Annotated in this window: 21 protein-coding genes; 11 read left to right on the forward strand and 10 right to left on the reverse strand. The window is 69.8% G+C overall.

Annotated features, from left to right (window positions below; translation table 11 throughout):
- Positions 1 to 3: 3 nt before the first annotated feature.
- The gene (locus HKK74_RS34055; RefSeq protein ID WP_187247555.1) at positions 4 to 1077 is read right to left on the reverse strand and encodes an ABC transporter substrate-binding protein; all 1074 of its coding nucleotides are present in this window, start codon (positions 1075 to 1077) and stop codon (positions 4 to 6) included.
- Positions 1078 to 1195: 118 nt separating this feature from the next.
- On the reverse strand, positions 1196 to 3829 hold the full coding sequence (locus tag HKK74_RS34060; protein ID WP_187247525.1) for a PA14 domain-containing protein: 2634 nt from the start codon (positions 3827 to 3829) through the stop codon (positions 1196 to 1198).
- Positions 3830 to 4090: 261 nt separating this feature from the next.
- Between HKK74_RS34060 and HKK74_RS34065 the strand changes: the two genes are divergently transcribed.
- The 4 genes from HKK74_RS34065 (at position 4091) to nhaA (ending at position 10130) form a co-directional block, all read left to right on the forward strand.
- Positions 4091 to 4897, forward strand: a complete 807-nt coding sequence (locus HKK74_RS34065; RefSeq protein WP_246492265.1) for a DeoR/GlpR family DNA-binding transcription regulator — start codon at positions 4091 to 4093, stop codon at positions 4895 to 4897.
- A 110-nt stretch (positions 4898 to 5007) separates the two neighbouring features.
- The gene (locus HKK74_RS34070) at positions 5008 to 6519 is read left to right on the forward strand and encodes a sugar ABC transporter ATP-binding protein (RefSeq protein ID WP_187247527.1); all 1512 of its coding nucleotides are present in this window, start codon (positions 5008 to 5010) and stop codon (positions 6517 to 6519) included.
- Positions 6520 to 6743: 224 nt separating this feature from the next.
- Positions 6744 to 8735, forward strand: coding sequence for a Xaa-Pro dipeptidyl-peptidase (locus tag HKK74_RS34075; protein ID WP_187247528.1), 1992 nt, complete (start codon positions 6744 to 6746; stop codon positions 8733 to 8735).
- A 204-nt stretch (positions 8736 to 8939) separates the two neighbouring features.
- Positions 8940 to 10130: a Na+/H+ antiporter NhaA gene (gene nhaA / locus HKK74_RS34080; protein WP_312882061.1), complete on the forward strand. Its 1191-nt coding sequence runs from the start codon at positions 8940 to 8942 to the stop codon at positions 10128 to 10130.
- Between the two features lie 23 nt (positions 10131 to 10153).
- Here nhaA and HKK74_RS34085 read toward each other — a convergent pair whose 3' ends face one another.
- Both HKK74_RS34085 and HKK74_RS34090 read right to left on the reverse strand, forming a co-directional pair.
- The gene (locus tag HKK74_RS34085) at positions 10154 to 10441 is read right to left on the reverse strand and encodes a hypothetical protein (RefSeq protein WP_187247530.1); all 288 of its coding nucleotides are present in this window, start codon (positions 10439 to 10441) and stop codon (positions 10154 to 10156) included.
- A 59-nt stretch (positions 10442 to 10500) separates the two neighbouring features.
- On the reverse strand, positions 10501 to 11184 hold the full coding sequence (locus HKK74_RS34090; RefSeq protein WP_312882062.1) for a serine hydrolase: 684 nt from the start codon (positions 11182 to 11184) through the stop codon (positions 10501 to 10503).
- Between HKK74_RS34090 and HKK74_RS34095 the strand changes: the two genes are divergently transcribed.
- Positions 11176 to 11694 (forward strand): TetR family transcriptional regulator C-terminal domain-containing protein, encoded by a 519-nt coding sequence (locus tag HKK74_RS34095; RefSeq protein ID WP_312882063.1) that lies wholly within the window; start codon positions 11176 to 11178, stop codon positions 11692 to 11694. The genes HKK74_RS34090 and HKK74_RS34095 overlap by 9 nt on opposite strands.
- 168 nt (positions 11695 to 11862) lie before the next feature.
- Here HKK74_RS34095 and HKK74_RS34100 read toward each other — a convergent pair whose 3' ends face one another.
- The 3 genes from HKK74_RS34100 to HKK74_RS34110 all read right to left on the reverse strand — a co-directional run bounded on the left by HKK74_RS34100 (position 11863) and on the right by HKK74_RS34110 (position 14566).
- Positions 11863 to 12483, reverse strand: coding sequence for an L-threonylcarbamoyladenylate synthase (locus HKK74_RS34100; RefSeq protein WP_187247533.1), 621 nt, complete (start codon positions 12481 to 12483; stop codon positions 11863 to 11865).
- A gap of 63 nt (positions 12484 to 12546) precedes the next feature.
- Entirely contained in the window at positions 12547 to 13857 is a 1311-nt protein-coding gene (locus HKK74_RS34105) for a CAP domain-containing protein (protein ID WP_187247534.1), read from the reverse strand.
- Between the two features lie 136 nt (positions 13858 to 13993).
- Entirely contained in the window at positions 13994 to 14566 is a 573-nt protein-coding gene (locus HKK74_RS34110) for a TetR/AcrR family transcriptional regulator (RefSeq protein WP_187247535.1), read from the reverse strand.
- A 65-nt stretch (positions 14567 to 14631) separates the two neighbouring features.
- Here HKK74_RS34110 and HKK74_RS34115 point away from each other — a divergent pair, with 65 nt between their 5' ends.
- Complete coding sequence (locus HKK74_RS34115) at positions 14632 to 15177, forward strand: GNAT family N-acetyltransferase (RefSeq protein WP_312882064.1); 546 nt, start codon at positions 14632 to 14634, stop codon at positions 15175 to 15177.
- 210 nt (positions 15178 to 15387) lie between these two features.
- On the opposite strand, the gene HKK74_RS34120 is transcribed toward HKK74_RS34115, so the two are convergent.
- The gene (locus HKK74_RS34120) at positions 15388 to 16494 is read right to left on the reverse strand and encodes a WD40/YVTN/BNR-like repeat-containing protein (protein ID WP_187247536.1); all 1107 of its coding nucleotides are present in this window, start codon (positions 16492 to 16494) and stop codon (positions 15388 to 15390) included.
- Positions 16495 to 16630: 136 nt separating this feature from the next.
- On the opposite strand from HKK74_RS34120, the gene HKK74_RS34125 reads away from it, so the two are divergent.
- The 4 genes from HKK74_RS34125 to HKK74_RS34140 all read left to right on the forward strand — a co-directional run bounded on the left by HKK74_RS34125 (position 16631) and on the right by HKK74_RS34140 (position 20926).
- Positions 16631 to 17632 (forward strand): TrmB family transcriptional regulator, encoded by a 1002-nt coding sequence (locus tag HKK74_RS34125; RefSeq protein ID WP_222723088.1) that lies wholly within the window; start codon positions 16631 to 16633, stop codon positions 17630 to 17632.
- A 167-nt stretch (positions 17633 to 17799) separates the two neighbouring features.
- Positions 17800 to 18732 carry a TIGR03619 family F420-dependent LLM class oxidoreductase gene (locus HKK74_RS34130; protein WP_246492270.1) on the forward strand — a complete coding sequence of 311 codons (933 nt, stop codon included), beginning with the start codon at positions 17800 to 17802 and terminating at the stop codon, positions 18730 to 18732.
- A 109-nt stretch (positions 18733 to 18841) separates the two neighbouring features.
- Complete coding sequence (locus HKK74_RS34135) at positions 18842 to 19489, forward strand: PadR family transcriptional regulator (RefSeq protein ID WP_187247538.1); 648 nt, start codon at positions 18842 to 18844, stop codon at positions 19487 to 19489.
- A 222-nt stretch (positions 19490 to 19711) separates the two neighbouring features.
- A complete protein-coding gene (locus HKK74_RS34140; protein ID WP_187247539.1) occupies positions 19712 to 20926 on the forward strand; it encodes an FAD-dependent oxidoreductase in 1215 nt (404 codons plus the stop codon).
- Between the two features lie 75 nt (positions 20927 to 21001).
- Here HKK74_RS34140 and HKK74_RS34145 read toward each other — a convergent pair whose 3' ends face one another.
- Positions 21002 to 21571, reverse strand: coding sequence for a GNAT family N-acetyltransferase (locus HKK74_RS34145; protein WP_187247540.1), 570 nt, complete (start codon positions 21569 to 21571; stop codon positions 21002 to 21004).
- Positions 21572 to 21655: 84 nt separating this feature from the next.
- Positions 21656 to 22195: a DinB family protein gene (locus HKK74_RS34150; protein WP_187247541.1), complete on the reverse strand. Its 540-nt coding sequence runs from the start codon at positions 22193 to 22195 to the stop codon at positions 21656 to 21658.
- Between the two features lie 192 nt (positions 22196 to 22387).
- Between HKK74_RS34150 and HKK74_RS34155 the strand changes: the two genes are divergently transcribed.
- On the forward strand, positions 22388 to 23062 hold the full coding sequence (locus HKK74_RS34155) for a hypothetical protein (protein WP_187247542.1): 675 nt from the start codon (positions 22388 to 22390) through the stop codon (positions 23060 to 23062).
- Positions 23063 to 23167: the final 105 nt, after the last annotated feature.

Here is a 23167-nt window from a genome sequence, read left to right on the forward strand (position 1 = left end):
CCGTCAGTAGGCCTGGGAGAGGGAGTCCTTGGCATTGGCCGTGGTGTACTCCCGGTCGCTGATGATGACCTTCTCGGGAATCGGCTCGCCGTCGAGGAACTTCTGGGTGGTGGAGAAGGCCAGCGGGCCGAACCGCGGGTTGGACTCGATGACCGACTGCAGCCAGCCGTCGACGATGCCCCGCACCGCGCCCCGGGTGCCGTCGATCGAGACGATCTTGACCTCGCCGGGCTTCTTGCCCGCTCCCTTGAGGGCGGTCACCGCGCCGAGCGCCATCTCGTCGTTCTCCGCGTAGATGCCGTTGATGTCCGGGTTGGACTGAATGAGCTGCTCGGTAACCTGCTGCCCCTTCTCTCGGGCGAATTCCCCGGTCTGCTCGAAGGAGATCTGGATACCCGGCGCCTTCTCCCTGACGCGGTCCTTGAAGCCGTTGGTGCGTTCGGTGGTCACGTTGTTGCCGGGCGCTCCGAGCAGGATCGCCACCTTCCCCTTCCCGCCGAGTGTCTGCGTCATCTGGTCCGCCGCGCGCTTGCCCTGTTCGTAGAAGTCCGACCCGATGAAGGTCAGATAGTCACCGCAGGGCTTCGCGTTGATCTTGCGATCGATGGTGATGATCGGGATCTTCTTGGCCGCCGCCTGCTGCAGCACGGGCTCCCAGCCGTCGGAGTTCAGGGGTGCGATGACGAGCAGCCGGGCGCCCTGGGCCATGAGCTGCTGGACGTCGGTGATCTGCTTGGAGAACTGCGACTGGGCGTTGGTCACCTTGAGCTTGGTGATGCCCAGCCTGGCCGCCTCGTCCTTGATCGACTTGGTTTCGGCGATCCGGAACGGGTTGGCCTCCTTCTCCGACTGGGAGAAGCCGACCGTCGCGGACTTGAGGTCGAACTTCGTGCCGCCGAACCTGTCGAGAGTGCATGTGGCGCCGGCCGGGCCGGTGGGCTGCTGGGCGACCTGCCGGCCCTGGTCGGCACCGGCCGCCGGCTCGGGATCGCTGTCCTCGGACTTGGCGCAGCCGGCGGCCGCGAGCACCGCGGCCAGAGCGAGAGCCATCGCCCGCGGGCGGGGGGCGTGTCGCATCATGGGTTCCTTCCCGGGTGACGCGGGAGAACGAGTCCGTCCCGCGGTGATCCTGCAGTTGGTCGCGTCATGGCGGGCGGAGGGGGCGAGGTCGCCGCCCCCTCCGCCAGTTCCAAGGTCAGGAGGTCCCGCAGGCCACGGCCGGCCCGTGGATCAGCTCCTGGTTGGCCGCCCGCACCCGGGCGGCATCGGGCTTGGTCACCTCGCGGTCGTAGGTCATCAGCCCGTTCAGCTCGGTCTCGACGTCGGTGGTCTGTGTGTAGATCGCCGCGCTGAGCCCGTTACAGCTGCGCAGCTCACGCAGCCGCTGGTTCATGAGTACGTAGCGGTCGGTGAGCGCCTTCGGGTCGGGTTCCACGGCGTAGCCCCAGCCGCCACCCGACCAGGTGTGCCCGATCACCGGCAGCCCGAGACCGCCGTACTCGCCGAGCACCGAGGCCCGGGTGGCGCTTGGCGCTCCCGGAGTGCCGGGGCCGGGATAGATGTGGAAGTCCATCACGTCCCCGTTGCCGCCGTCGACAGCACCGCAGCAGTTGATCCCGCTCATGTTGTTCACGAGCCGTGAGGGGTCCCACTGCTTGACCATGTCCGCGATGCGCGCTTGGTCGTACTGGCCCCAGCCTTCGTTGAACGGCACCCACATCACGATGGAGGGATGGCTTCGGTGCTGGTCGACCAGCGTGCGCAGCTCGGTCTCGAACTGAGTCCGCTCGGCGCTGTCCGGGGTACTGAACATCGATGGCATGTCCTGCCAGACCAGCAGGCCGAGCCGGTCGGCCCAGTAGTACCAGCGGTCGGGCTCGACCTTGACGTGCTTGCGCACCGCGTTGAAGCCGAGCAGCTTGGTCTGCTCGAGGTCGTACCGCAGGGCCGAGTCGGTCGGGGCCGTGTAGATGCCGTCCGGCCAGAAGCCCTGGTCGAGCGGGCCGATCTGGAAGACGGGCTTGCCGTTGAGCGTCATCCGGCGGACGCCGTCCACCTGGCTGACGCCCACTGTGCGCATGCCGAAGTAGCCGCCCACCTTGTCGAGTTTCCGGCCGTCGGCGTCGACGAGCGTGACGTCGAGGTCGTACAGGAACGGTTGTTCCGGCGACCACAGCTTCGGCCGCGGCACGGGGAGCCGCAGCTCCGTGCCCGGTCGGCCGCTGATGGTGCCGACCACGCGATCGCCGTCCCTGGCCCTGACGACGGCGGTCGCGCCGGAGGCGGACTGTGCCTGGACGGTGACCCGCAACGCCGCATCGGCCACGTCCGGCGTCGTTCGCACGCCGGTGACGTGCGTGTCGGCGACCGGCTCGATCCAGACCGACTGCCAGATGCCCGACGCCGGGGTGTAGAAGATGCCGCCCGGGGTCTTGCGCTGCTTGCCGACCGCCTGGCCGCCCAGATCCGTCGGGTCGTACACGCCGACGATGAGCTCCTGGGCGACGCCGGGCTTGAGCGCGTCGGTCACGTCGACGCTGAACCGATCGTAGCCGCCCGTGTGGGTGGTCACCCGCGTGCCGTTGACGTACACGGTGCTCTGCCAGTCGACGGCGTCCAGGTGCAGCAGCAGGCGCTGCCCGCGCTCGCGCCAGCCGTTCGGCACGGTGAACGTACGGCGGTACCACATGCGGTCCTCACCACGGCCTATCCCGGACAGCGCCGACTCGGCCGGGAACGGCACGACGATGCGCTCGGCGAGGTCACGCCCGACCGGGGGCGCCTCCCCGGCCCGCGCTGCCGCGAACTGCCAGGTGCCGTTGAGGCTCTGCCACTTGGGACGGGTCAGCTGGGGACGGGGATAGTCGGGCAGCGGCCGGGCCGGGTCGACCTTGCCGGCCCACCGGGTCTTGATGGAGTAGGTCGATTCGTTGGCCACGGCGACGTGCTTGAACGGCTCGACCGCCGCGCCGTCGTGGGTGGTGAGACCGCCGGCGCCGTCGTAGGAGATCCTGATCCCGCTACCGGCCTGACGCGGGATGGGGTGCTCGAGTTTCAGGGTGAGCACCGATGGGTCGCCGGAAGCGAGCGAGAGAGCGGCGATGGGCCACGCGGTGCCCCCCACGGAGAGTCGGAGATGCTCGCGCGCACCCGCGGGCGGCGGCGTGAGCGCGCTGTCGAAGCCGAGGGCGACGGTGTCGCCGGCCTCTGCCACCGCCGCGGTCGACGGGCCGGCGGGCACGAAGCCGTCCGGCGGGGTGAACGCCGCGGCGGGCACGATCTCCTTGGGCACGCTCGGGCTCTGCCAGCGCAGCCGCAGGTTCGAGCCGCCGTGGTGCTCGAAGTGCTCGATCTTTATGTCGTACTTCTGCCCGGCTTGCAACGCGATCGGCTCGCCGATCTTCTCGATGTCCCAGTTGTCGACCCAGTTGTCGATGATCAGGCGGTCGTTCACCCAGAGCCGGAACCCGTTGTCGCCGATCATCGAGAAGGTGTACGGCTCGGAGAACCGCGGCTGGATCCGGCCCGTCCAGCGCACGGTGACGTTGTCGTTTCGCCCGGTCAACTCCCTGAGCGTGCCTTCGAGGTCGGGGAACTCGATGTTGGGATCGAGCACGGTCGCCTTGAGCTCGTGGAAGTCGAACGCTCCGGGCCCGGAGCTCAGGTGGTAGTCGCCGCGCAGCCCGTGGCGTTCGGTGCCGTCGGCGGTCGTGGGGCTCGTCGGTTTGGTCGCGGCCGTCGCGACGGCGGCCGGGACGACGACACCTTGCATTGCGAGAGTGATGAGCAGGACCAGCAGCACGTGCGGGCTGCGTCGCTTCGCTTTCATCCCAGAAGATCCTCTTCGGGCAGGGGGTGGACGGGATCGCAGGACGGACCGAATCGGAAAGATATGAACCGTTGGCCGACCTCAATCAAGCACCGGATGATCGAAGGAGTCAAGAGATTCCGATCAAATTCGGTCACGAACGATCCGAACCTGTCTCGTGACAGCGAAGTCGCGCGCCCGGGAGCGGGAGGGCCTGCGACTGACTACGATCGCAATTGGCCAGATGGTTTCGTTACGGCGGGTAAGCCGAGTGGGGGGACCTTGAGCGACACCCAGGGATCGGCGGACGGCCGCAAACCGGTGTTCGCCGCGGAACGCCGGCAGCGCATTCTCGAGCTCGTCCGCGCCAACGGCGCGGTCTCGCTGCGGGAACTCGCGCAGTCGGTGCAGTCCTCCGAGGTCACCGTGCGGCGCGACGTGCGGGCACTCGAGTCGGCCGGCCTGCTCAACCGCCACCACGGCGGAGCCTCGCTGCCGGGCGAGCTGTCCCGCGAGCCCACGTACGTGCAGAAGGCCCAGGTGGCCTCGGCGGAGAAGGCGGCCATCGCCGATCTGGCGGCATCGCTGGTCGAGGACGGTGACGCCATCGTGATCGGACCGGGCACGACGACACAGGCGCTGGCGCAGCGGCTGACCAAGCACACCGAGCTCGCCGTCGTCACCAACTCACTGCTCGTGGCGCAGGCCCTGGCCGGCTCCCCGCGCATCGAGGTCGTGCTGACCGGCGGCACGCTGCGCGGCTCGATCCACGCCGTCGTCGGCAGCGCCGCCGAGCACTCGCTCGCCGGGCTGCGGGTGCGCCGGGCCTTCATCTCGGGCAACGGGCTCACCGCCGAACGCGGGCTCTCCACGCCGAACGTGCAGGTGGCCAGCATCGACAGGGCTCTCGCGGCCGCCGCCGAAGAGGTCGTGGTGCTCGCCGACCACACCAAGATCGGTACCGACACGATGGTGCAGACCGTGCCGGCCGAGCAGATCGACCACCTGGTCACCGAGGACGCGGCGCCCCGGGAGGAACTGGACGAGCTGAGCGGCCGAGGCGTACGTCTGCACATCGCCAGGCTCTGAGACCGGTTCTGATCGACCGTGCCCGGAATGGGGCCCCGGCTGTAACAGAATCGTTCCATAATCCGATCACCGTCAGGGCGACCGGTGCGGCGACTCCCAGGAGGCACCTCGTGGCAGAAAGAATCCTCGAAGCCGCCGGAGTGCTCAAGACCTTCCCGGGCGTCCGGGCCCTGGACCATGTCTCCCTGACGTTCGGCCCAGGCGAGGTGCACGCGATCGCCGGGGAGAACGGCGCGGGCAAGTCGACACTGGTCAAGGTGCTGTCCGGCGTGTGCCGGCCGGACGCCGGGGTGCTGCGCTACCAGGGCCTGCGGCTGAACCTCACGGGTCCACTCGACGCCCAGCGGATCGGGATCACGGCCGTCCACCAGGCCACGAACCTCGTCCCGCAGATGAGCATCGCCCGCAACCTCTTCCTCGGTCAGGAACCCCGCAGCCGGTTGGGCCTGATCGACCTCGCCCGCATGCACGCCGAGGCCGAGGAGATCGTCAGCGGGTACGGTCTGCGCGTCGACGTCCGCCGCCCGCTGCGATCGCTTCCCGCGGGTGCGCGGCAACTCGTCGCGCTCGCCCGCGCCTCCGCCACCGGCGCACGGGTCGTCATCATGGACGAGCCGACCTCGGCGCTGGAGCCGCCGGAGATCCGGACACTTTTCGAGACCGTCACGGCCCTGCGCGCGCAGGGCCGGTCGATCATCTATGTCAGCCACCGGCTCGAGGAACTCTACGAGATCTGCGACCTGGTGTCGGTGCTCCGCGACGGCAAGGTGGTGCACACCGGCCCGCTGGCCGGCCTCGACCGTTCCCGGCTGGTGTCGCTCATGCTGGGCCGCAGCCCGGTCCGCGCTCCGGCGCCGGCGCCCACGGGCGTGCCGGCGGGACCCGGGGATCCGCCGCTCCTTCAGGCCATCGGCCTGACCCGCAAGCACGTGCTCGCCGACGTTTCGATCGCACTCCGCGAGGGTGAGGTCCTCGGCCTCGGCGGGCTGCTCGGCGCGGGCCGTACCGAGACGGCGAAGGCGATCGCCGGCGCCCTGCCGCTGGACTCCGGGCAGGTGACGGTGGCCGGTACGCCCCTGCGGCGGTCCATCACCGGCGCCATCCGAGCCGGGGTCAGCATGCTGCCGGAGAACCGGAGGACCGAGGGGATCGTGCCCGCTCTCTCCATTCGCGACAACATCGCGCTCGCCGCGCTGCCCCGCCTGTCGCGTTTCGGAGTGGTGTCCAACACCCGCATCGACCGGGTCGTGGAGACGTTCATGCGACGGCTGCGAATCAAGGCCGTCTCACCGCGCCAGCGGGTGTCGGAACTGTCCGGCGGCAACCAGCAGAAGGTGCTGCTGGCCCGCTGGCTCGCCATGCATCCCAGGGTGCTGCTGCTCGACGAGCCCACCCGCGGGGTGGACATCGGCACCAAGGCCGAGGTGCAGGACCTTCTCGACGAGCTGGCGGTCGACGGGCTCGCCGTCCTGCTGATCTCCTCGGATCTGGACGAGCTGGTGGACGGCTGCGACCGCGTCGTGGTGCTGCGCGACGGCGCCATCGTGACGGAGCTGTCGGGCTCCGAGATCACCGAGGACGGCATCATCTCCGCGATGACCTCGGCCCGATCCGACGGCTGAGCCCGGCGAACCGCTCGCACCGGTCCAGCGCGCCTGACCGCTGACCTGCTCACCTCGCCGGATACCGTGTGCACGCCACCAGCCGGGCCCGGAGCATCACCGGCGACTCCAGCGGCGCGGCGCCTGAAGCGCTCCAAAGGTATTTCGCCCCAGATCTTGTGTCTCCCGGGCTCGTGGGCCAGATTTGATCAACTGTGCCCTCCCACGAGCTCCCGGAGCCCTCCATGCAATGGCGCGCCAGAGGCATGCGCATGCTCGGCGCGCCGGCTGTGACCGTCGCGGTCTTCGCCGCGATGGCCCTCCCGGCCGGCGCCTCCCATGCCGACACCACTCCCACGATCAAGGTGCAGGGAGGTGAGACCCAGCCGATCTTCTCCCGGGCCGACGCCGTCTATCAGACCGTCGACGTCCAGACCACGATCGACAGTGACCGCGACGGCGAACGCGACACGGTCCGGGTGCGGATCCTCCGGCCCAAGGAGACCGAACGGGGCCTCAAGGTCCCGATCATCATGGAGCCGAGCCCCTACTGGGCCGGCACCTTCGATATCCCGCTCCACGGGGTCGATGTCGACGGGGACGGCCTGGACGACAGAACCGGCGAGAGGTATTCCGCGCAGCCCGAAAGCGACCGGCGGTCCGGTAGCAAGATCTCTTCGGAGCTGCTCGGCGGCGTTCCCGGAGCCCGGGCCGCCGCCACGGTCTGGTCCGGCTACTACGACAACTACTTCCTGCCCCGCGGCTACGCCGTGGCCCAGGTGGACAGCATCGGCAGTGGTGGTTCGACCGGTTGCCCGACCATCGGCGACCGCAACGAAACGCTCGGAGTCAAGGCGGCCGTGGACTGGCTGACCGGCGACGCCAAGGGCTGGGACGAGAGCGGCAACCGGATCAAAGCCGACTGGAGCACCGGCAGGGTCGCGCTCCAGGGCATCTCCTACAACGGCACGCTGCCCAACCAGGTGGCGACCACAGGGGTCAAGGGACTCAAGACGATCGTCCCGATCGCCGCCATCTCCTCCTGGTACGACTACTACCGGGCGAACGGCGGCGTCCTCGCTCCGGGTGGTTACCAGGGCGAGGACACCGACGTGATGTCCAAAGTCATCTACACGCGGGCCGACAAGGAGATCTGCAAGCCGATCATCGACGAACTCGCCGCGCGGCAGGACCGTGAGAGCGGCGACTACTCCGAGTACTGGGCCGCGCGTGACTTCCTGGTCAACGCCAAGAACGTCAAGGTCCCGGTGTTCCTTGTGCACGGCCTCAACGACTGGAACGTCAAGACCAAGCAGTTCGCGCAGTGGTGGGAGACGCTTCAGGGGCAGGTCCCGACCAAGCTCTGGCTGCACCAGGCCGGTCATTCCAACCCGTTCAACCTGCGCATCGAGGAATGGCTGCGGCAGCTGCACCGCTGGTACGACCACTGGTTGTACGGCATCGAGAACGGCATCACGCGGGAACCCCGGGTGGACGTCGAGCAGGCCGACTTCAGCTGGAAGACCCAGGACGCCTGGCCGGCGCGCGGCACCAAGAACGTCACGCTGCACCTCAACTCCGGCTCCGGCGGACAGGCGCAACCCGGCCGGCTGTCCACGGCCGCCGCTTCGCGCGACGTCCAGTCCCTGACCGATCAGGGCCGGACCGTGAACGCGAGCACGCTCGTGGACAACGAGACCGAGGCGAGCGAGAACCGGCTGGCCTACCTCACACCCGAGCTCACCAAGGACGTGCGCCTGAACGGCACGCCGTCGGTCTCGGTCAAGGCCTCGCTCAAGGGCACCTCGCCGTACCTCACCGCGCTGCTGGTCGACTACGGAACCGACACCCGGGCCACGAGCGGTACCGCCAGCGACACCTCACAGCAGATCTGCTACGGCTTGGGCATACCCGGTGACACCGGCTGCGCCTTCCGGACCAGGCACGTGACCCAAACCGCGGACTTCAAGATCGTGACTCGGGGCTGGCTGGACGCCCGTAACCGGCATGACATGGCCCGTACCGAGCCGATCACGGAGGGCAAAATGTACTCCTTCGGCTGGGAGATGCAGCCGCAGGACTACGTCTTCAAGAAGGGACACCGGATCGGCGTCGTGTTGATCTCGACCGACTACGACTACACCCTGCGTTACCCGGCCGGCACCCTCATGAAGGTCCAGACCGGGGCCGCCTCGGTGCGGCTCCCCATCGAGGGTGGCGGATCGGCCCTCGACTGACCTACGCGTGCTCGCCGCCGCTCACCGAAAGAGCGGCGGCGAGCACGTCGATCTCGCTACCTGACAGGTGCGCCGCTCGCCTGTTCGGCATGGATAGGGTTGAAGCGGTGCGCCGGGAAGTCTGGTCGGCAGATGCTTCGTCGTCTGCTGGATCAGGAGTTCCCTGTGCGTGTTCCCTCGTTCATATCGCCGCGCCGTCGGCGCGTGGAGACCAGGCCGACAGGCGCACTGGCGGACTTCCTGCGCCAGGAGACCACCGGCGGGCGGTTGCTGCTCATGGCGACCGCGGCGGCCCTGGCGTGGGCGAATCTGGCACCCGGGGCGTACGAGCAGCTGTGGGGTGCCGAGCTCGGGCCTGACCGGCTGCACCTGCGCCTGCCCGTCGCCGCATGGGTGTCCGATGGCCTGCTGGCGGTGTTCTTCTTCGTCGCCGGCGTCGAGGTCAAGCGGGAGCTGACGGTCGGTGAGCTGGCAGGGTGGCGGGCCGCCGCGCTGCCGCTGTTCGCCGCGGGAGGCGGGATGGTGGCGCCCGTTCTCGTGGCCCTGGCCGTCTCACGTGGGCAGGCGGCCGAGGGCGGCGCGTGGGCGATTCCGGTGGCGACCGACATCGCGTTCGCGCTCGGCGTGTTGGCGCTGGCCGGTTCGGCGTTGCCCAGCGGCGTTCGGGTGATGCTGTTGTCGATGGCCGTCATCGACGACCTCGGCGCGATCGCGCTCATCGCCGTCCTCTTCACCCACGGGCTGAACCTGTGGTGGCTGGCCGCGGGGCTGGCGCTGTGCGGCATCCATGGACTGGCGCAACGACACCGCCTCGGTTCGCCGTGGCTGATCATCCCTTTGGTGGTGGCGGCTTGGGTGTGCATTCACGCGAGCGGTGTGCACGCCACCGTCGCGGGGATCGTGCTCGGCCTGCTCACTCCGGTCAGGGCTGCGCGGGGCGAGAAGGAGTCCCCTGCCGAGCGGCTGGAACACCGGCTCCACCCGATCTCGGCCGGTGTCATCGTGCCGCTGTTCGCCTTGGCCGCTGCCGGTGTTCCGCTCAACGCGATCGGCGAGTCCGTTGGTGACGCGGTCGCCCAGGGCGTCTTCGCCGGCCTGCTGGCCGGGAAGGTTCTCGGGGTCTTCGGGGGTGCGTGGCTGGCCGTACGCCTGCGCTTGGCCACGCTGCCCGAGGGCGTCGTCTGGGCCGACGTGCTGCCCATCGCCGTTCTCGGCGGCGTCGGCTACACCGTCAGCCTGCTGATCAGCCGCCTGGCCACCGCCGGCGACCCGGCCGCGGCGGAGGCCGCCTCCACCGCGGTGCTCGCCGCCTCCTTGGCGGCCTCGCTCATCGCCATCGTGTTGCTTCGCATGCGTACCCACCGCCGAGCCGCCGCCGGGGTACCCGCCGGATGACGCGGAGCACCCCACGAGTCGGACTACCGATCCGGCCGGCCTTCGGTCGGCACCCAGATGGGCACCCCGACCAGACTGGCGAACGCGCTCGCCCACGGACTCAGCTCCACGAACTCGTCGCTCGCCGACGGGCCGGGCTCGCCTGGTCGGAGACCGACCGGGGCGCCTCCCGCCTCCTGTTCGCCGGTCCCGTCCTCGCCGGCGTCGCGGTGGTCGGCGGCCGGCCCGATACCTGCCGACGCGTCCTCATCGATCGGATGCTCCTTGCCCATGAGCACCCGATACCCGCAGCGGCCTCCCGGCTCAGGCACGGCAAGGCAAGATATTTCCAAGGGCCATGGCAAGCTGCGGGGCGGCGATCCACACGTCTTCACTCGGAGCGCCGGCGCGAACGGGTGGTGCGGAGGGCGATCGTGAGACGGAGGGCGACGACGGCGGCGCCGGCGGTCGCCGCGACGCACATGGCGATGAAAGTGTCGGGCACCCAGGTCGCCAGGCGGTGCGTGCCCATCCGGCCGACGAGCCGCGCCAAGGCGATCCAGGGCAACGAGCCCGCCAGGGTCCAGGCAGCCGTCACGGTGACACGGCGCGGCAGGGAGGCGGGTACGGCCGGGCGCCGGAGCAGGAGCGCCGAGCGTCCGGCCGCCAGAATCAGCGCCATGGCGAGGGCGGTGACGCTCCAGACGGTCACGTGATAGCCGGACGCGGACGCGCCACCGACCGGCGGCCCGCCGCCCGCGAGCAGCCTGGCGGCGCCGAAGCCGACCTCCATGACCGCCGCGTCGTGGAGGATCCCGTGCAGGTTCTGCTGGAGGACGATGGCGATGTTCCGCTCCGGCAGCAGGAAGAGCATTGCCGAGTAGCCGGGGGTCGCCCCCGTGTGCCAGATGGCGTCGTCGAGCGGCGCGTCCAGGCCGCCGACCCGCCAGCCCAGCCCGTATCCCGTTCCAGTGCCGGTGGGCCGGAGCCTGCCCTCTTCGCGCATGAGCCGTACCGAATCGGGGGTGAGGACGATGCCGCCGCCGGCGGTCCTCCCGGATCGGAGGTGCAGCACTACTTCCGCACCAAGGACGAGATGCTCCTGCATGCTTTCAACCGGGTCAGCACGCATATCCGGAGCAGGATCGACGAGCGGATACGGGCCGGGATCGAGCACCGGCGACCCATCTCGCGGGTCATGGCCGAGGCGATGGCCGAGCTCATCCCCCTGGACGAGACCCGCCGTACCGAGTTCCGGGTGGCCAGGGCGTTCGCCGGACGCGCCCTGGACGCGCCCGCGCTCGCCGAGGTCGACATCGAGACCGCCCGGGGACTGCGCCAAGACATCGCCCAGGCCGTCCACAACGGCAAGGAGTGCGGGGAGGTCGCGGCGGACCTGGACCCGTGGCCCGCCGCCGTCCGCCTCGCCGCCGTGACGGAGGGGCTCGCGATGCAGGTCTACCGCGACCCCGCCGGTGTCAACGGGGTGCCCGCGGCCGAGCTCACGGCGTCGGTCATCGATGCCGAGCTCGCCGCCGTCTTCACCGGCGAGTGCCGCCAGTACGCGGAAGAGTCCGGCGCCTGATCAAGAGCCGGTTCGGGCGTCCGGGGACAACGTCCGGGCTAAGGACGCGAAGCGGCTCACCCGGCGGACCGCTGGTCCGGGCTGCAGACGGCATGCTCTTCCCGGACGCCTCATCTCGCCCGCGTACGGGCGGTCGCAACCCACGACCGCCCCGTACGGCCGTCGGTCCTACTCGAAGCGAGACGGGTCCCCGGCACCGCTGCGGAGGATCTCGGGCTCGCCCTGCGAAAAGTCGACGACCGTCGTCGGCACCGCACCGCACTCGCCGGAGTCGATCACAGCGTCCACCACGTGGTCGAGTCTTTCCTTGATCTCCCAGCCTTGTGTCAGGGGTTCGGTCTCGTCGGGCAGGAGCAGGGTGCTCGACAGCAGCGGCTCGCCCAGTTCGCTGAGCAACGCCTGCGCGACGACGTGATCGGGGATCCGGACGCCGACGGTCTTCTTCCTGGGGTGCAGCAACCGGCGCGGCACCTCCTTCGTCGCGGGCAGGATGAACGTGTAACTGCCGGGAGTCGCCGCCTTGATGGAGCGGAACAGCGAGTTACCGACCTGAACGAACTGGCCGAGCTGGGCGAAGTCCCGGCACACCAAGGTGAAGTGGTGCCCGCTGTCGAGGCGGCGGATCTCCCTGATCCGGTCGATGCCCTCCTTGTTCCCCAGCCGGCACCCGAACGCGAAGCACGAGTCCGTCGGGTACACGATCAGTCCGTCCGCACGGAGCAGGTCGACCACTTGACGCAGTGCCCGAGGCTGAGGGTTGTCCGGATGCACGTCGAAGTACTTTGCCATGCAAGGGAGCTTAGAAGCGGATGCTCCAGTGTCACGCCGTGCCACCCGGCGACACGGTCGGGGCTACGCGGACATTCCGAAGAGCTGGGTCCAATAGGTCGCCCGCCGGCCGCCGCCGACGAAGCCGATGCCGATGTGGGTGAAGTCCGGCTTGAGGATGTTGGCACGGTGCCCGGGGCTGTTCATCCAGCCTTGTACGACCTCGGCCGGGGAGCGCTGGCCGCAGGCGATGTTCTCGCCGATCCCGCGATGCGTACATCCGGCGGCCGCCGCTCGGTCCCAGGGCTCGCCCCCTTCCGGCGATGTGTGGGAGTAGAAGCCACGGGCGACCATGTCCGCGCTGTGCGCCTGCGCGGCCGAGGCCAGGCGCGGATCGGCCGCCAGTGGCCGGAGCCGGGCCTCGGCCCGTTCGGCGTTGGTGAGCGAGATGACCTCGGAGGCGGTCCGTGCCAGGCCCTGTGCCGTGAACGGCCGGGCCCACAGCGCGGTCCAGTAGACGTCCCCGGGGTGGGCGCCGGCCGCGTGGGCGATCCCGAAATCGGAGAATGCCGCGTCGAGTAGCGGACGGCGAGCCTGCTCGTCGTTGACGCAGTACTCCACGAACTCCGCCGGGGTTCGCGGGCCGGACATGAGGTTCTCGGCTATGGACAGATAGGTGTACCCACGGAGGGTGACCTCCTGGAAGATGGACCGCCCATCGGGCCCCTCAGCGGTGAGCACGCCTTGCCGAACCATGGTCGTGACATGGGCCTGGGCCGCCGCCGCGAGCCGCGTGTCCGGCGTCATGGGCGGAACTCCGGCCCTGGCCCGTTGCGAGTTGACGATCCCGGCGGTGGAAACGTGCAGGTGATCAGCGGCAGGACGGGGCGGAGGCACGGCGGGGGGCGTCGCACCGTCGTCGGACACATCGACGCCGAAGTCGCGGGCCACTCCCGCCAGCCCGTCCGCGTACCCCTGGCCGAGCGCGCGCACCTTCCACTCGGCGCCACGGCGGTAGATCTCCGCCAGCAGCAGAACGGTCTCGTGTTCGGGTTGCGGAGGGGTGAACCGAGCGAGCAGCGACCCGCCCGCGCCGGTGATCCGCATCGTGGGCGGGGGAAGGCGCCCGAGTCGTGCGCCCGGGTCGGCCGGGCTGACGACCACGGTGAGCCGGCTCGCCCCCGCCCGCAGCCGTGGCCGGTCCACGACGATGGTGCCGGCCCGCAGGCGCGTGCCCGGAGCCGACGGCTGGTTGTAGAAGACGAAGTCACCGTCGCCGTCGACCTTCCCGTGATCGCCCGTGATCAGCACCGAGAGATCGTACGGCCCCGGCACCTCGATCGAGAGAGTGCCGCCCGGCAGGATCTGGTTGCCCCCGGGAACCAGTTCGCTCATCCGCACCGCCTGTCTGGGAGATGTCCGGGGAGGTCGCGCCGCCCGCATTTGCTGCCCGCACAACGATCCACACGGACGCGACGGTTCCTGGAACATCGGCCGGCCTGGCACGATCGGGCGACCACCGAGCTCAGATCTACGGCCGGCGAAGATGCCGCTCCACGGCTGCGGTCGTGCGCTCGACGTCGCCGGTCGCGAGCAGATCGAGCAGCGCTCCTCGCAGGACCGAAAGGGCCAGGGTCCTTTCGGCGGCGCCCTCATCGCTGTCCCGCCACGCGGGGGGCTGGGCTCTGGCGAGAAGCGCGAGCCAGTCGTCGACGGTCTGCCGGGCAAAACCCGCCGACGAGCCGTCCGGCTGCGTAAGCGAACGCGCGTACGCCTCCAGCCACAGAGTGAGCAACGGCCGGTGCGGTTCGGCGACGAGCCATTCCCAGGTGGCGCGCACCACGGACGCGAGGTCGCCTCCCGCGCTCTCGTGCAGCGAGCGGTCCAGAAAGGCGAACTCGTCGGCGCGGGCCCGGCTGAGCAGAGCGCGGACCAGGCCGTCCTTGCTACCGAAAAGGAACAGCAGGACGCGCGGGCTGGAGCCGATCGCGGCCGCGAGGGGCCGCAGCGACAGGTCCCCGAGGCCATGCTCGACGACGTAGCGGTAGGCCCGCTCCAGCAACTCCTCCTGGCGCGCCGAAGGGGCTCGCGCTGATTCGCTCACAGCGCTACTCTGCCACTGAAACGAGTGTTTCAGTAACTCCGCACGGCAAGGCGGGAGGAGCGAGAGTGAACGATCCCGAGATCACAATCCGTCGGTTGGGCCGGCCCGGCGACCTCGGCTGGGTGGTGATGGCCCATGGGGAGGTGTACGCCGCGGAGTTCGGCTGGGACACGAGCATGGAGGCGTTCGTCGCTCGGATCGTCGCCGACTACGCCGCCGGGCACGACCCGGCGCGAGAGGCGGCGTGGATCGCGGAGATGGACGGGCGCCGGGTCGGGTGCGTGTTCTGCGTGGCGGCCGACGAGAGCACCGCCCAGTTGCGGATCCTGCTCGTCGACCCTCTGGCACGGGGACACCGCATCGGCGGCCTTCTCGTCGACGAGTGCCTCGGCTTCGCCCGCTCGGCCGGTTACGCGCGGATGAAGCTCTGGACGAACCATCCCCTCGCCGCCGCCCGCGCCATCTACCTCTCCAGGGGATTCGCGCTCATCGAGGAGGAGCCGCACCACAGCTTCGGCGTGGACCTGGTCGGGCAGGTGTACGAGCTGGACCTGCGGTCCAGCGGCCAGGGGTCGGCGGGTACGGCCGTTTCCGCGACCGGCCGGCCCTGAGGCCGGTGCGCGCAAGGCGTACGCGCTCGGTCGCCGATCCGGGTCTCGTGTCCGGGGCGGGGGCATGCGGCTCACCGCGGGGTTCCGCGAGGCACCGGTCCGGATCCGGATCACCTCGACCACGCCGTCGCCCCCGACGGCGATCGCGTCGCCGTCGGGCGCGAAAGCGAGCACACGGGCGCCTGGTCCGCAGCGCGGGCTCGAGGGTGGCTACCGCTCCTCTGCCGCCCCGAGGTACATCAACCGAGGCATCGTGGGGTGGAAGGCGATCGCGGTGACCCTGTCGTAGGAGTTGTGGGCCACGGTGACCTTTCTCTGGCTGGAGTCGTACCGGTAGATGTCGGTGCCGTACGCCTGGAACGAGGTTCCGAACACGAAGTAGACGACGCCGGGGTCGGTCGGGTCGGCGGCCATCTCCGGCCCGTTGGGGAGCGTGACCCCGTTGCCATGGTCCACGACCGGGGTGAAGTGACGGCCGCCGTCGACCGACTTGTAGATGTGCCGGCCCTCGGACGGCACGCCCGCGTTCGACTCCGCCATGTTCAGGCCCATCGCGTACACGACGTTCGGCGCGGCCGGAGAGATCACGACGCTGAACACGTTGACGTTGTCACCCTTCCCCAGCCCGGTGGACGCGATCCACGTGCGTCCGCCGTCGAAGGTGACACGGGCACCGGTCTGCATCCCGCCCAGCACCACATGGTCGACGTCGGACGGATCGAACGCCGCCTTATAGATGTAGGTCAGCGGCCCCGCGGGTACCCCGGGCACCCCGATGGGCTTCCAGCTGTGCCCTCCGTCGCCCGAGTCGTAGAGCTGCCCGTCGCCGCCGGAGACCCGCAGGTGGTCGCCGTCGCCCTGATCCGTACCGAGCCCGGCCAGGTCGGCGGCCGGCGAGGTGAGCGGGGTGGCGCTGGCCGGGGTGGCGAGCGTGAGGTTGCCGTCGCGGTCCCAGGCGTACGCCCGGCCGCCGCGGGCCGCGGCCAACCCCAGGAACCAGCCGCTCACCTTGCTCACCGGCGTCCAGGTACAGCCCGCGTCACCCGAGCTCAACAGCACGTTGTTCGACAGGGCGAGCAGTGCGCCGGGCTTATCGAGGGCCACCAGCCCGGTGGTGTAGACGACGGGGCGCAGCGCCTGGCTGGTCGGCGCGACCGTCCTGCCCTCGTTCCGCGTGAACGTCACCGATCCGTCGCCGGTGACGCTTCCGCACCGCGGCGCGCTCCAGCCACCGCCGTCGGTCTCTGCCTCGGCGACAGCGGGTGTTGCAGCGGACAGGACCGCGATCGCGAGTCCGAGGGTGATCATCTTCTTCAATGCCGACTCCTGGCTGGCTGTGCTTGTGGGACGTCAACCTGTCCCCCGGTACGTCCTACCGAAGAATTGATCGTTCAAGCTAGGTTCAGGGGTGGCAGATTTGTGCCATTGCAGGTATCCGACAGTCGGGAGGCGGATGATGATGGGTGACAACGTGCTTTTGGCCGTCGGGGTCTCCGCCGTGGACGAGCGGGTGTACCGTGACCTGCTGCGCCGACCTCGCGCCACACTGCCGGAGCTCGCCGCGCATACGGGGCGTACAACGGTCTCCCTACGCCGCACGTTCGCCCGGCTTGAGGAGCTCGGTTTGGTCAGCCGTCTGGCGGGCCGACCGGTCCGGTTCCTGGCCACCCGGCCGGACGTCGCGGTGGCCGCCCTCATTTCGCACCGGGAGGAGGCGCTGGCCCAGGCGCGGCTCGGCGCTCTCGCGCTGCTCGCCGAGGTGCCGCCGCCAGAGCACCGAGCCCCCGAGGAACTGGTCGAGGTTGTGCAAGGCCGAGCGGCCGTGGCGCAACGGTTCATACAGATGCAACAGACCGCAACCGACGAGTTGCTGGTGCTGGATCAGCCACCTTACGTCCAGGACCCCGGCCAGCAGAACATCGGCGAGCTGGAGCGGCTCGTGCGTGGTGTCCGAGTACGCGGGATCTACGCCGTCTCGGCCCTGGAGATTCCCGGCAAGCTGCGCCTCGCCCAGGAATCGGTAGCCGCCGGCGAAGAGGCCCGGATCAGCCCGGACGTACCCATGAAGCTGGCCATCGCCGACCGGAAGAGTGCGATCCTGCCACTGACCACCGAAGCGTCGGCCCTCGCCGACAGCGCGGTCATCGTGCACTCCTCGACGCTGCTCGACGCGCTGGTCACTCTTTTCGAGGTCCTCTGGCGATCGGCGCTGCCGTTGCCGACCAAGTCTTTCGAAGCCGCCTCCGTCGGTCCGGCGAACCCACCGGATGCGGAGCTGTTCACGCTGCTCGCGGCCGGACTCAAGGACGAGGCGATAGCCCGCCAGCTAGGCGTGAGCCTGCGGACGGTGCACCGGCGGGTCAGCGAACTGATGGGCGGACTCGGCGCGCGTACCCGGTTCCAGGCCGGGCTACTCGCCGCCCGCCGCAGCTGGGGCCCGGTCGACATCGACTAGACCTGTGCTGGACCGCCTGCCCGAACTGACCCGGGCCGAACTCGTCGCGGCCTCCTACGAGTGACCGGATCTCGAGCCTGAAGGCGTGAGAGGCTGTGCTCGTTTCGGTACGGCATCGCGCCGGCGGACGCCGGAATCGCCCGATGTGATGGTGGGATAGGGGCGTGATGGTGCGGATAGGGATCGGGTTGCCGAACGGCGGATCGCGCGTCGACGCCGCCGATCTCGTCCGGCTGGCCGTTGGCGCCGAGAACGTCGGGGCCGACTCCGTATGGGTCGCGGACCGGTGGCTGCGGCCGCACGCGCCCGTGTCGATGCCAGGCGTGCCCACGCCGGTGACGATGCCGGCCGACTACTACAGCAGCGTGTACGACCCGATCGAGGTGCTCACCTTCATCGCGGCGCGCACCGACCGGATCCTGCTCGGCACCAGCGCCATCAACGTCCTGTACCACCCGCCGGTCCTGCTCGCCCGCCGCCTCGCCACCCTCGACCAGTTGTCGGGCGGCCGCCTGATCGCGGGAGTGACCTCGGGATGGATGGCCGAGGAGTTCGCCGTGGCCGGAGTGCCACGCGAGCGCATGGGAGCCGGGTTCGACGACCATCTGGCCGCCATGCGCGCCGTGTGGGGCCCCGACCCGGTCGCCCACCCGGGGCCCGGCTACACCATCCCGGTGTCCGACATCGGGCCGAAGCCGTACGGATCCGACGGGATCCCCTTGCTCATCGGATACAACACGACGGCCGGGATCCGCCGCGCCGCCCGTATCGGCGACGGCCTTCACCCCTACCGCAATGACCTGAACGAACTCGCCGCCGATCTGGTCCGGTGGCGGGAGAGCCTCGCCGAGCACGGCCGCGATCCGGCACGACTGCCGGTCGTGCTGCGCGCGGCGGCGATGCCGGGCGGCGACGGCACCGGTGACGAGCGGGCCGCGTTCATCGGCCCGGTGGCTCGCTGGGACGACGACCTGGCCCGGATCGAGTCGCTCGGCATCGACCATGTCCTGTTGCAGTTCGAACCGGGCTTCGGCGTCGACTCCACCCTGGAGATCCTGGCCGGGCTGGTCGCGCGGAGGGACCAGGTCCGGGATCGCTGAACACCGCCGGGACCGACCGCCATCGCGCTCTGGGCGTCCTGACGCCCTTGCGTCGAGATTACTCGTGGACGTATATTCGCAGGCGAGTATCTGGTAGGAGGTGACATTGATGGCCGGAAAGCGCAAGGTCGACAACCTCTTGGCGCTCGCCGTGCTCGCCACGGTCCAGCAGCGGCCGATGCACCGCTACGAGATGGCGTCGGTGATGCGCGCCCGCGGCAAAGACCAGGACATGAACGTCAAGTGGGGTTCGCTCTACACCGTCGTGCAGAACATGGAGAAGCACGGCTTCCTCGAGACCATCGGGAGCACCCGCCAGGGTGCGCGCCCAGAGCGCACGATCTACCAGATCACCGAGGCGGGCAGGCGGGAACTGGTGGAGTGGACACGCGAGTTGATCTCCGCCCCGCAACCGGAACACCTGAAGTTCGCGGCCGGCCTTTCGGTGCTCGCCGCGCTGCCGCCGCAGGAGGCCATCGAGCTGTTCCAGACCAGGCTCGACCGACTCGAGGAGTCGATCGGCACCCGGCGGGCGGCGATCGACGAGTACACCCGCGACGTCCCCCGGTTGTTCCTCATCGAGGAGGAGTACAGCCTGGCGATGCTCGAGGCCGAGGCGGCCTGGGTCCGTTCGATGCTCGACGAGCTGACGTCCGGTACCTATCCGGACCTCGCCGGATGGCAGGCCTGGCATACGACCGGCGAGATCCCGACGGAAATAGCCGAACTCGCCGAGAGGGGAGCGACGCCGGACTGAGTCGAGGCAAGTTCCAGACGAGGCAAGTTCCAGACGAGGTCCCGGTGGTGGTGCGGCAACACCGCCACCGGGACCCTCCCTCGAACCGACGCCCGCGAGACGAACTCGGCCACGAGGTGGCAACCAGCAGGATAGCCGGGTTCTCCGCGCGGCACGGTTCGCGTTCACCGCGAATCAGCACGTCGGCCGCCAGCGCCGACGCACGCCCATCAGGAGAGAACCATGTCCAAAGTACGTACCGCACTGGTCATCGGCGGCGGGATCGCCGGGCCCGTCGCCGCGACCGCGCTGCTCAAGGCGGGCATCGAGGCGACCGTCCACGAGGCCTACCCCGCCGAGTCGAACGGCATCGGCGGGACGCTCGCCCTCGCACCGAACGGCTTGGCCGCACTGGGCATCGTCGGCGCCGACGATGCCGTCCGCTCCATCGCCGTCCCCATACGGCGCATGACCATGTCGATCGGCGCGAAGAAGCCGAGCGAGATGCCCGGCGTCCCCAACCTGCCGCCGCTGCAGGTGGTCGAACGCGGCGACCTCCACCGGGCACTGCGCGAGCGGGCGACCGCGGCGGGTGTGCGGTTCGCGTACGGCAAGCGCCTGGTGGCCGTCGACGAGAACCCGACCGGCATCACCGCGCGGTTCGCCGACGGTTCCACCGCCGGCGCCGACGTCCTGATCGGGGCCGACGGTGTCCGCTCCATCGTGCGGACCCTGATCGACCCGGATGCGCCCGGCCCCGGCTACACCGGCCTGCTCGGCTTCGAGGGCTACGCCGACACCGCCGCCGACCTCGACGTGGAGCCCGGCACCATGACCTTCGCCTTCGGAAAACGCGCCTATTACTTGTACGGGCCGCGGCCCGGCGGCGGGATCATGTGGGGCGCCAACCTGCCCTCGCGGAAGTACATGACGCTGAACGAGGCACGGGCGATCCCCACCGAGGACTGGCTGCGCACGCTGCGTGAGACCTACGCGGGCGACGTCCCCGGTGGCGAACTGGCCAGGCGCATGACCGCGGAGACGCTGCAGGTCGTCGGGGCGCTGCACATCATGCCGCCGGTGCCGCGCTGGTACCGCGGCCGGATGGTACTGGTCGGCGACGCGGTCCACGCGCCGTCCAACAGCACCGGGCAGGGCGCTTCGCTGGCCATCGAGAGCGCGGTCGAACTGGCGCGCTGCCTGCGCGACCTCCCCGATCCTTCGTCGGCGTTCGCCGCGTACGAGGGGCTGCGCCGGGCCAGGGTGGAGAAGATCACCGCGCGTGGCGCCAAGATCAACCACACCAAGACCCCGGGCCCCGTGGCGCGCAAGGCCATGTCGGTCATGATGCCGATCATGTTGAAGGCCATGAACATCGAGAAGACCTTGGGCCGGGAACAGCGTCACGTCATCGGCTGGGACGCTCCGGTGACGGCGGCGCCGGTCGCCGCCCACTAGCGCCGAGCCATGACGCCATCCCGGTCGGCCGGGCCGGGCGGCGCGGGCTCGGGTCCACAGCGTGATCCGTACGGATCACCTGCCGGGTCGGTCGCGCCGGCCCTCAGCGGTGATTCGCCACAGGACGTGGCGTCGCAGGGGGTGACCTTCGTCCAGCGCGGGATGGTCGAAGTCGTCCGCGGGGTCATGAGTCATGCCGATGCGCTCCATCACCTTCTGGGAGCGCAGATTGGAGTGGCTTGCGAACGAGACGACCTCGGCGAGCGCGAGGTCGTCGAAGGCGAAGGCGAGCGCGCGGCGGGCGGCCTCACCGGCGTAGCCGTGCCCCCAGCTCGATCGCGTCAGCCGCCAGCCGATCTCCACCGCCGGGGTGAAGTGCGCCTCGAACCGCGGCACCGAAAGGCCGGTGAACCCGATGAACCGCCCGGTCTCAGCGATCTCCAAAGCCCAGAGTCCGAACCCGCGCTGCTCGAAACCACTCTCTATCGAGTCGACCAGCGCGTCACTCTGCTCCGCCGAGAGCGTGTCCGGGAAGTGCTCCATGACCTCGGGGTCGGCGTTCATGGCCGCGAAGGGCTCCCGGTCGCCGTGTCGCCAGCGCCGGAGCACCAGCCGATCGGTCGTCAACAACGGTTTCTCGAGCACCGGGCGATCGTAGCGACCCGAACACGGAGGCTCGACACCTCGTCCGGCCGTACACGGCTTGCGCCATTCGGCAGGGCCGTGGTGTCAGCCGGCCGGATGGCTCCGCGCTCCATGGAGGTTGCGCAGCAGGCCGATCTCGGCGACGTTCTTGGTCAGTTCGACACTGACCCATCCCGCGATGTCGGCCAGCGTCTGGTCCTGACCCCACGGCAATCCGGCGGTCCGGCCGGCGGAGTCGAGGTCGGCGTCGGTGAGCTCCAGCAGGCCCGCGCGCCAGCCGTCCCGCAGGCCGCCCAGCCAGTCGACCGTGGCCGCGGCACCGCCCGGCCAGGTGATCGCTTCCCGCTCGGGCGCTCCGGACCCGAAGCAGTGCCCGAGAGTGGTGGTCCACCAGAAGCCGATGTGCCAGGTCACCCATCCGATGGTGACGGCCGGTACCGGGTCGGGTTCCGGCACTTCCCAGTCGGCGATCCAGCGGCCCTGGCCGTCCGGCCGGACCGTCCAGCAGTGCGACGCCGGTTCCCAGAGGCAGACCCGATCGTCGAGGTCCTTCACGTGGTACTCGAACAGCGACCAGGCGATGTCGAGTTGCCGGATCAGCAGATCAACGCGGGCGACGGTCATCCGGGGAGCCTGTCATCGCCTCAGGCCGCATCGCCACCGGTTTTCCGCCGTGCCGCTCCTTCCCGCGTTCGCGCCGGGAGCCCGGCGAGACGACCGCCGGACGATTTTCCGGCGCCCGAAGGCCGACTGTAGGGTGACGGCCTTGGCGGAGCCGATACCAGCGCGGCGGACGACCTGGAGAGGGCCGAGACCTTGATTCATGTCCATGACGCGGCGCCTCAGCCGGAGGACGAGGGGCCGGCGGCGGCGCGCGAGCAGATCAGTGGGCTTCTCCAGCCCGGTGAGACCTTCGAATGCCTCATCACGGGTGAGCTCGATCCCTATCTGCGCAAGCCGTCCACTCGCCTGCTGCCCAAGGTGCCGCGCGAAAAGCTGACACCGGCGCAGAAGCTCGCCGCCGTCCCTCTCATGATCATCGGCCTGCCCGAAGCCCTCGTAGAGCTCGCGGTGGAAGCGGTCAAATGGCCGTTTCAGCGACTGAGCCGGTTCGTGCACGGTAGGACGATGGAGGGCGGCTGGAACAGCGACGCGGGCAGATTCGCCCTCGGCGTGTTCGGTGCCCACTGGACGCTGCGCCGGCTGCGCGACGGCCGCCTGCTGTTCGCGGTGACCGGTCACCGGCTGTTCGTCGCCGTGACCGGGGACGACAAGTCGCCTCGCTCGGACCTCACCGTGGTCAATGTCGTGCCTCGCGGACGTATCGCGGCCCGCGACGCGTCCCACCATCCGCAGCGGCAACGGCGGCGCATTGATCTCCTCTTTCCCGACGGGTCATGGGTGGCCCTGAGGCTGCCTTCGGCAACGGCGGTCGGTGAACTGCGCGCAGCGCTGAACGCGCCGACCGCGAGCGGCTTCACCCGGGCCTGAAAGAAGAGCGACGCGGTCGGGCGAGATCGGATTCAGATCCGGGAAGGATCTGAAGCGGACGGACCACCGGGTCTCGTCACGAACGTCCCGCGACGACAGGCTTCG

It is taken from the genome of Actinomadura alba (assembly GCF_014323705.1).
In the GTDB taxonomy this organism is placed as follows: Bacteria; Actinomycetota; Actinomycetes; order Streptosporangiales; family Streptosporangiaceae; genus Actinomadura_C; species Actinomadura_C alba.

Bases quoted from the DNA above. Each gene is read 5' to 3' on its own strand.
- HKK74_RS34055 (WP_187247555.1), bottom strand. From the start codon at position 1,077: ATGCGACACGCCCCCCGCCCGCGGGCGATGGCTCTCGCTCTGGCCGCG.
- HKK74_RS34060 (WP_187247525.1), bottom strand. From the start codon at position 3,829: ATGAAAGCGAAGCGACGCAGCCCGCACGTGCTGCTGGTCCTGCTCATC.
- HKK74_RS34075 (WP_187247528.1), top strand. From the start codon at position 6,744: ATGCAATGGCGCGCCAGAGGCATGCGCATGCTCGGCGCGCCGGCTGTG.
- HKK74_RS34100 (WP_187247533.1), bottom strand. From the start codon at position 12,483: ATGGCAAAGTACTTCGACGTGCATCCGGACAACCCTCAGCCTCGGGCA.
- HKK74_RS34105 (WP_187247534.1), bottom strand. From the start codon at position 13,857: ATGAGCGAACTGGTTCCCGGGGGCAACCAGATCCTGCCGGGCGGCACT.
- HKK74_RS34125 (WP_222723088.1), top strand. From the start codon at position 16,631: ATGATGATGGGTGACAACGTGCTTTTGGCCGTCGGGGTCTCCGCCGTG.
- HKK74_RS34130 (WP_246492270.1), top strand. From the start codon at position 17,800: ATGGTGCGGATAGGGATCGGGTTGCCGAACGGCGGATCGCGCGTCGAC.
- HKK74_RS34135 (WP_187247538.1), top strand. From the start codon at position 18,842: ATGGCCGGAAAGCGCAAGGTCGACAACCTCTTGGCGCTCGCCGTGCTC.
- HKK74_RS34140 (WP_187247539.1), top strand. From the start codon at position 19,712: ATGTCCAAAGTACGTACCGCACTGGTCATCGGCGGCGGGATCGCCGGG.
- HKK74_RS34150 (WP_187247541.1), bottom strand. From the start codon at position 22,195: ATGACCGTCGCCCGCGTTGATCTGCTGATCCGGCAACTCGACATCGCC.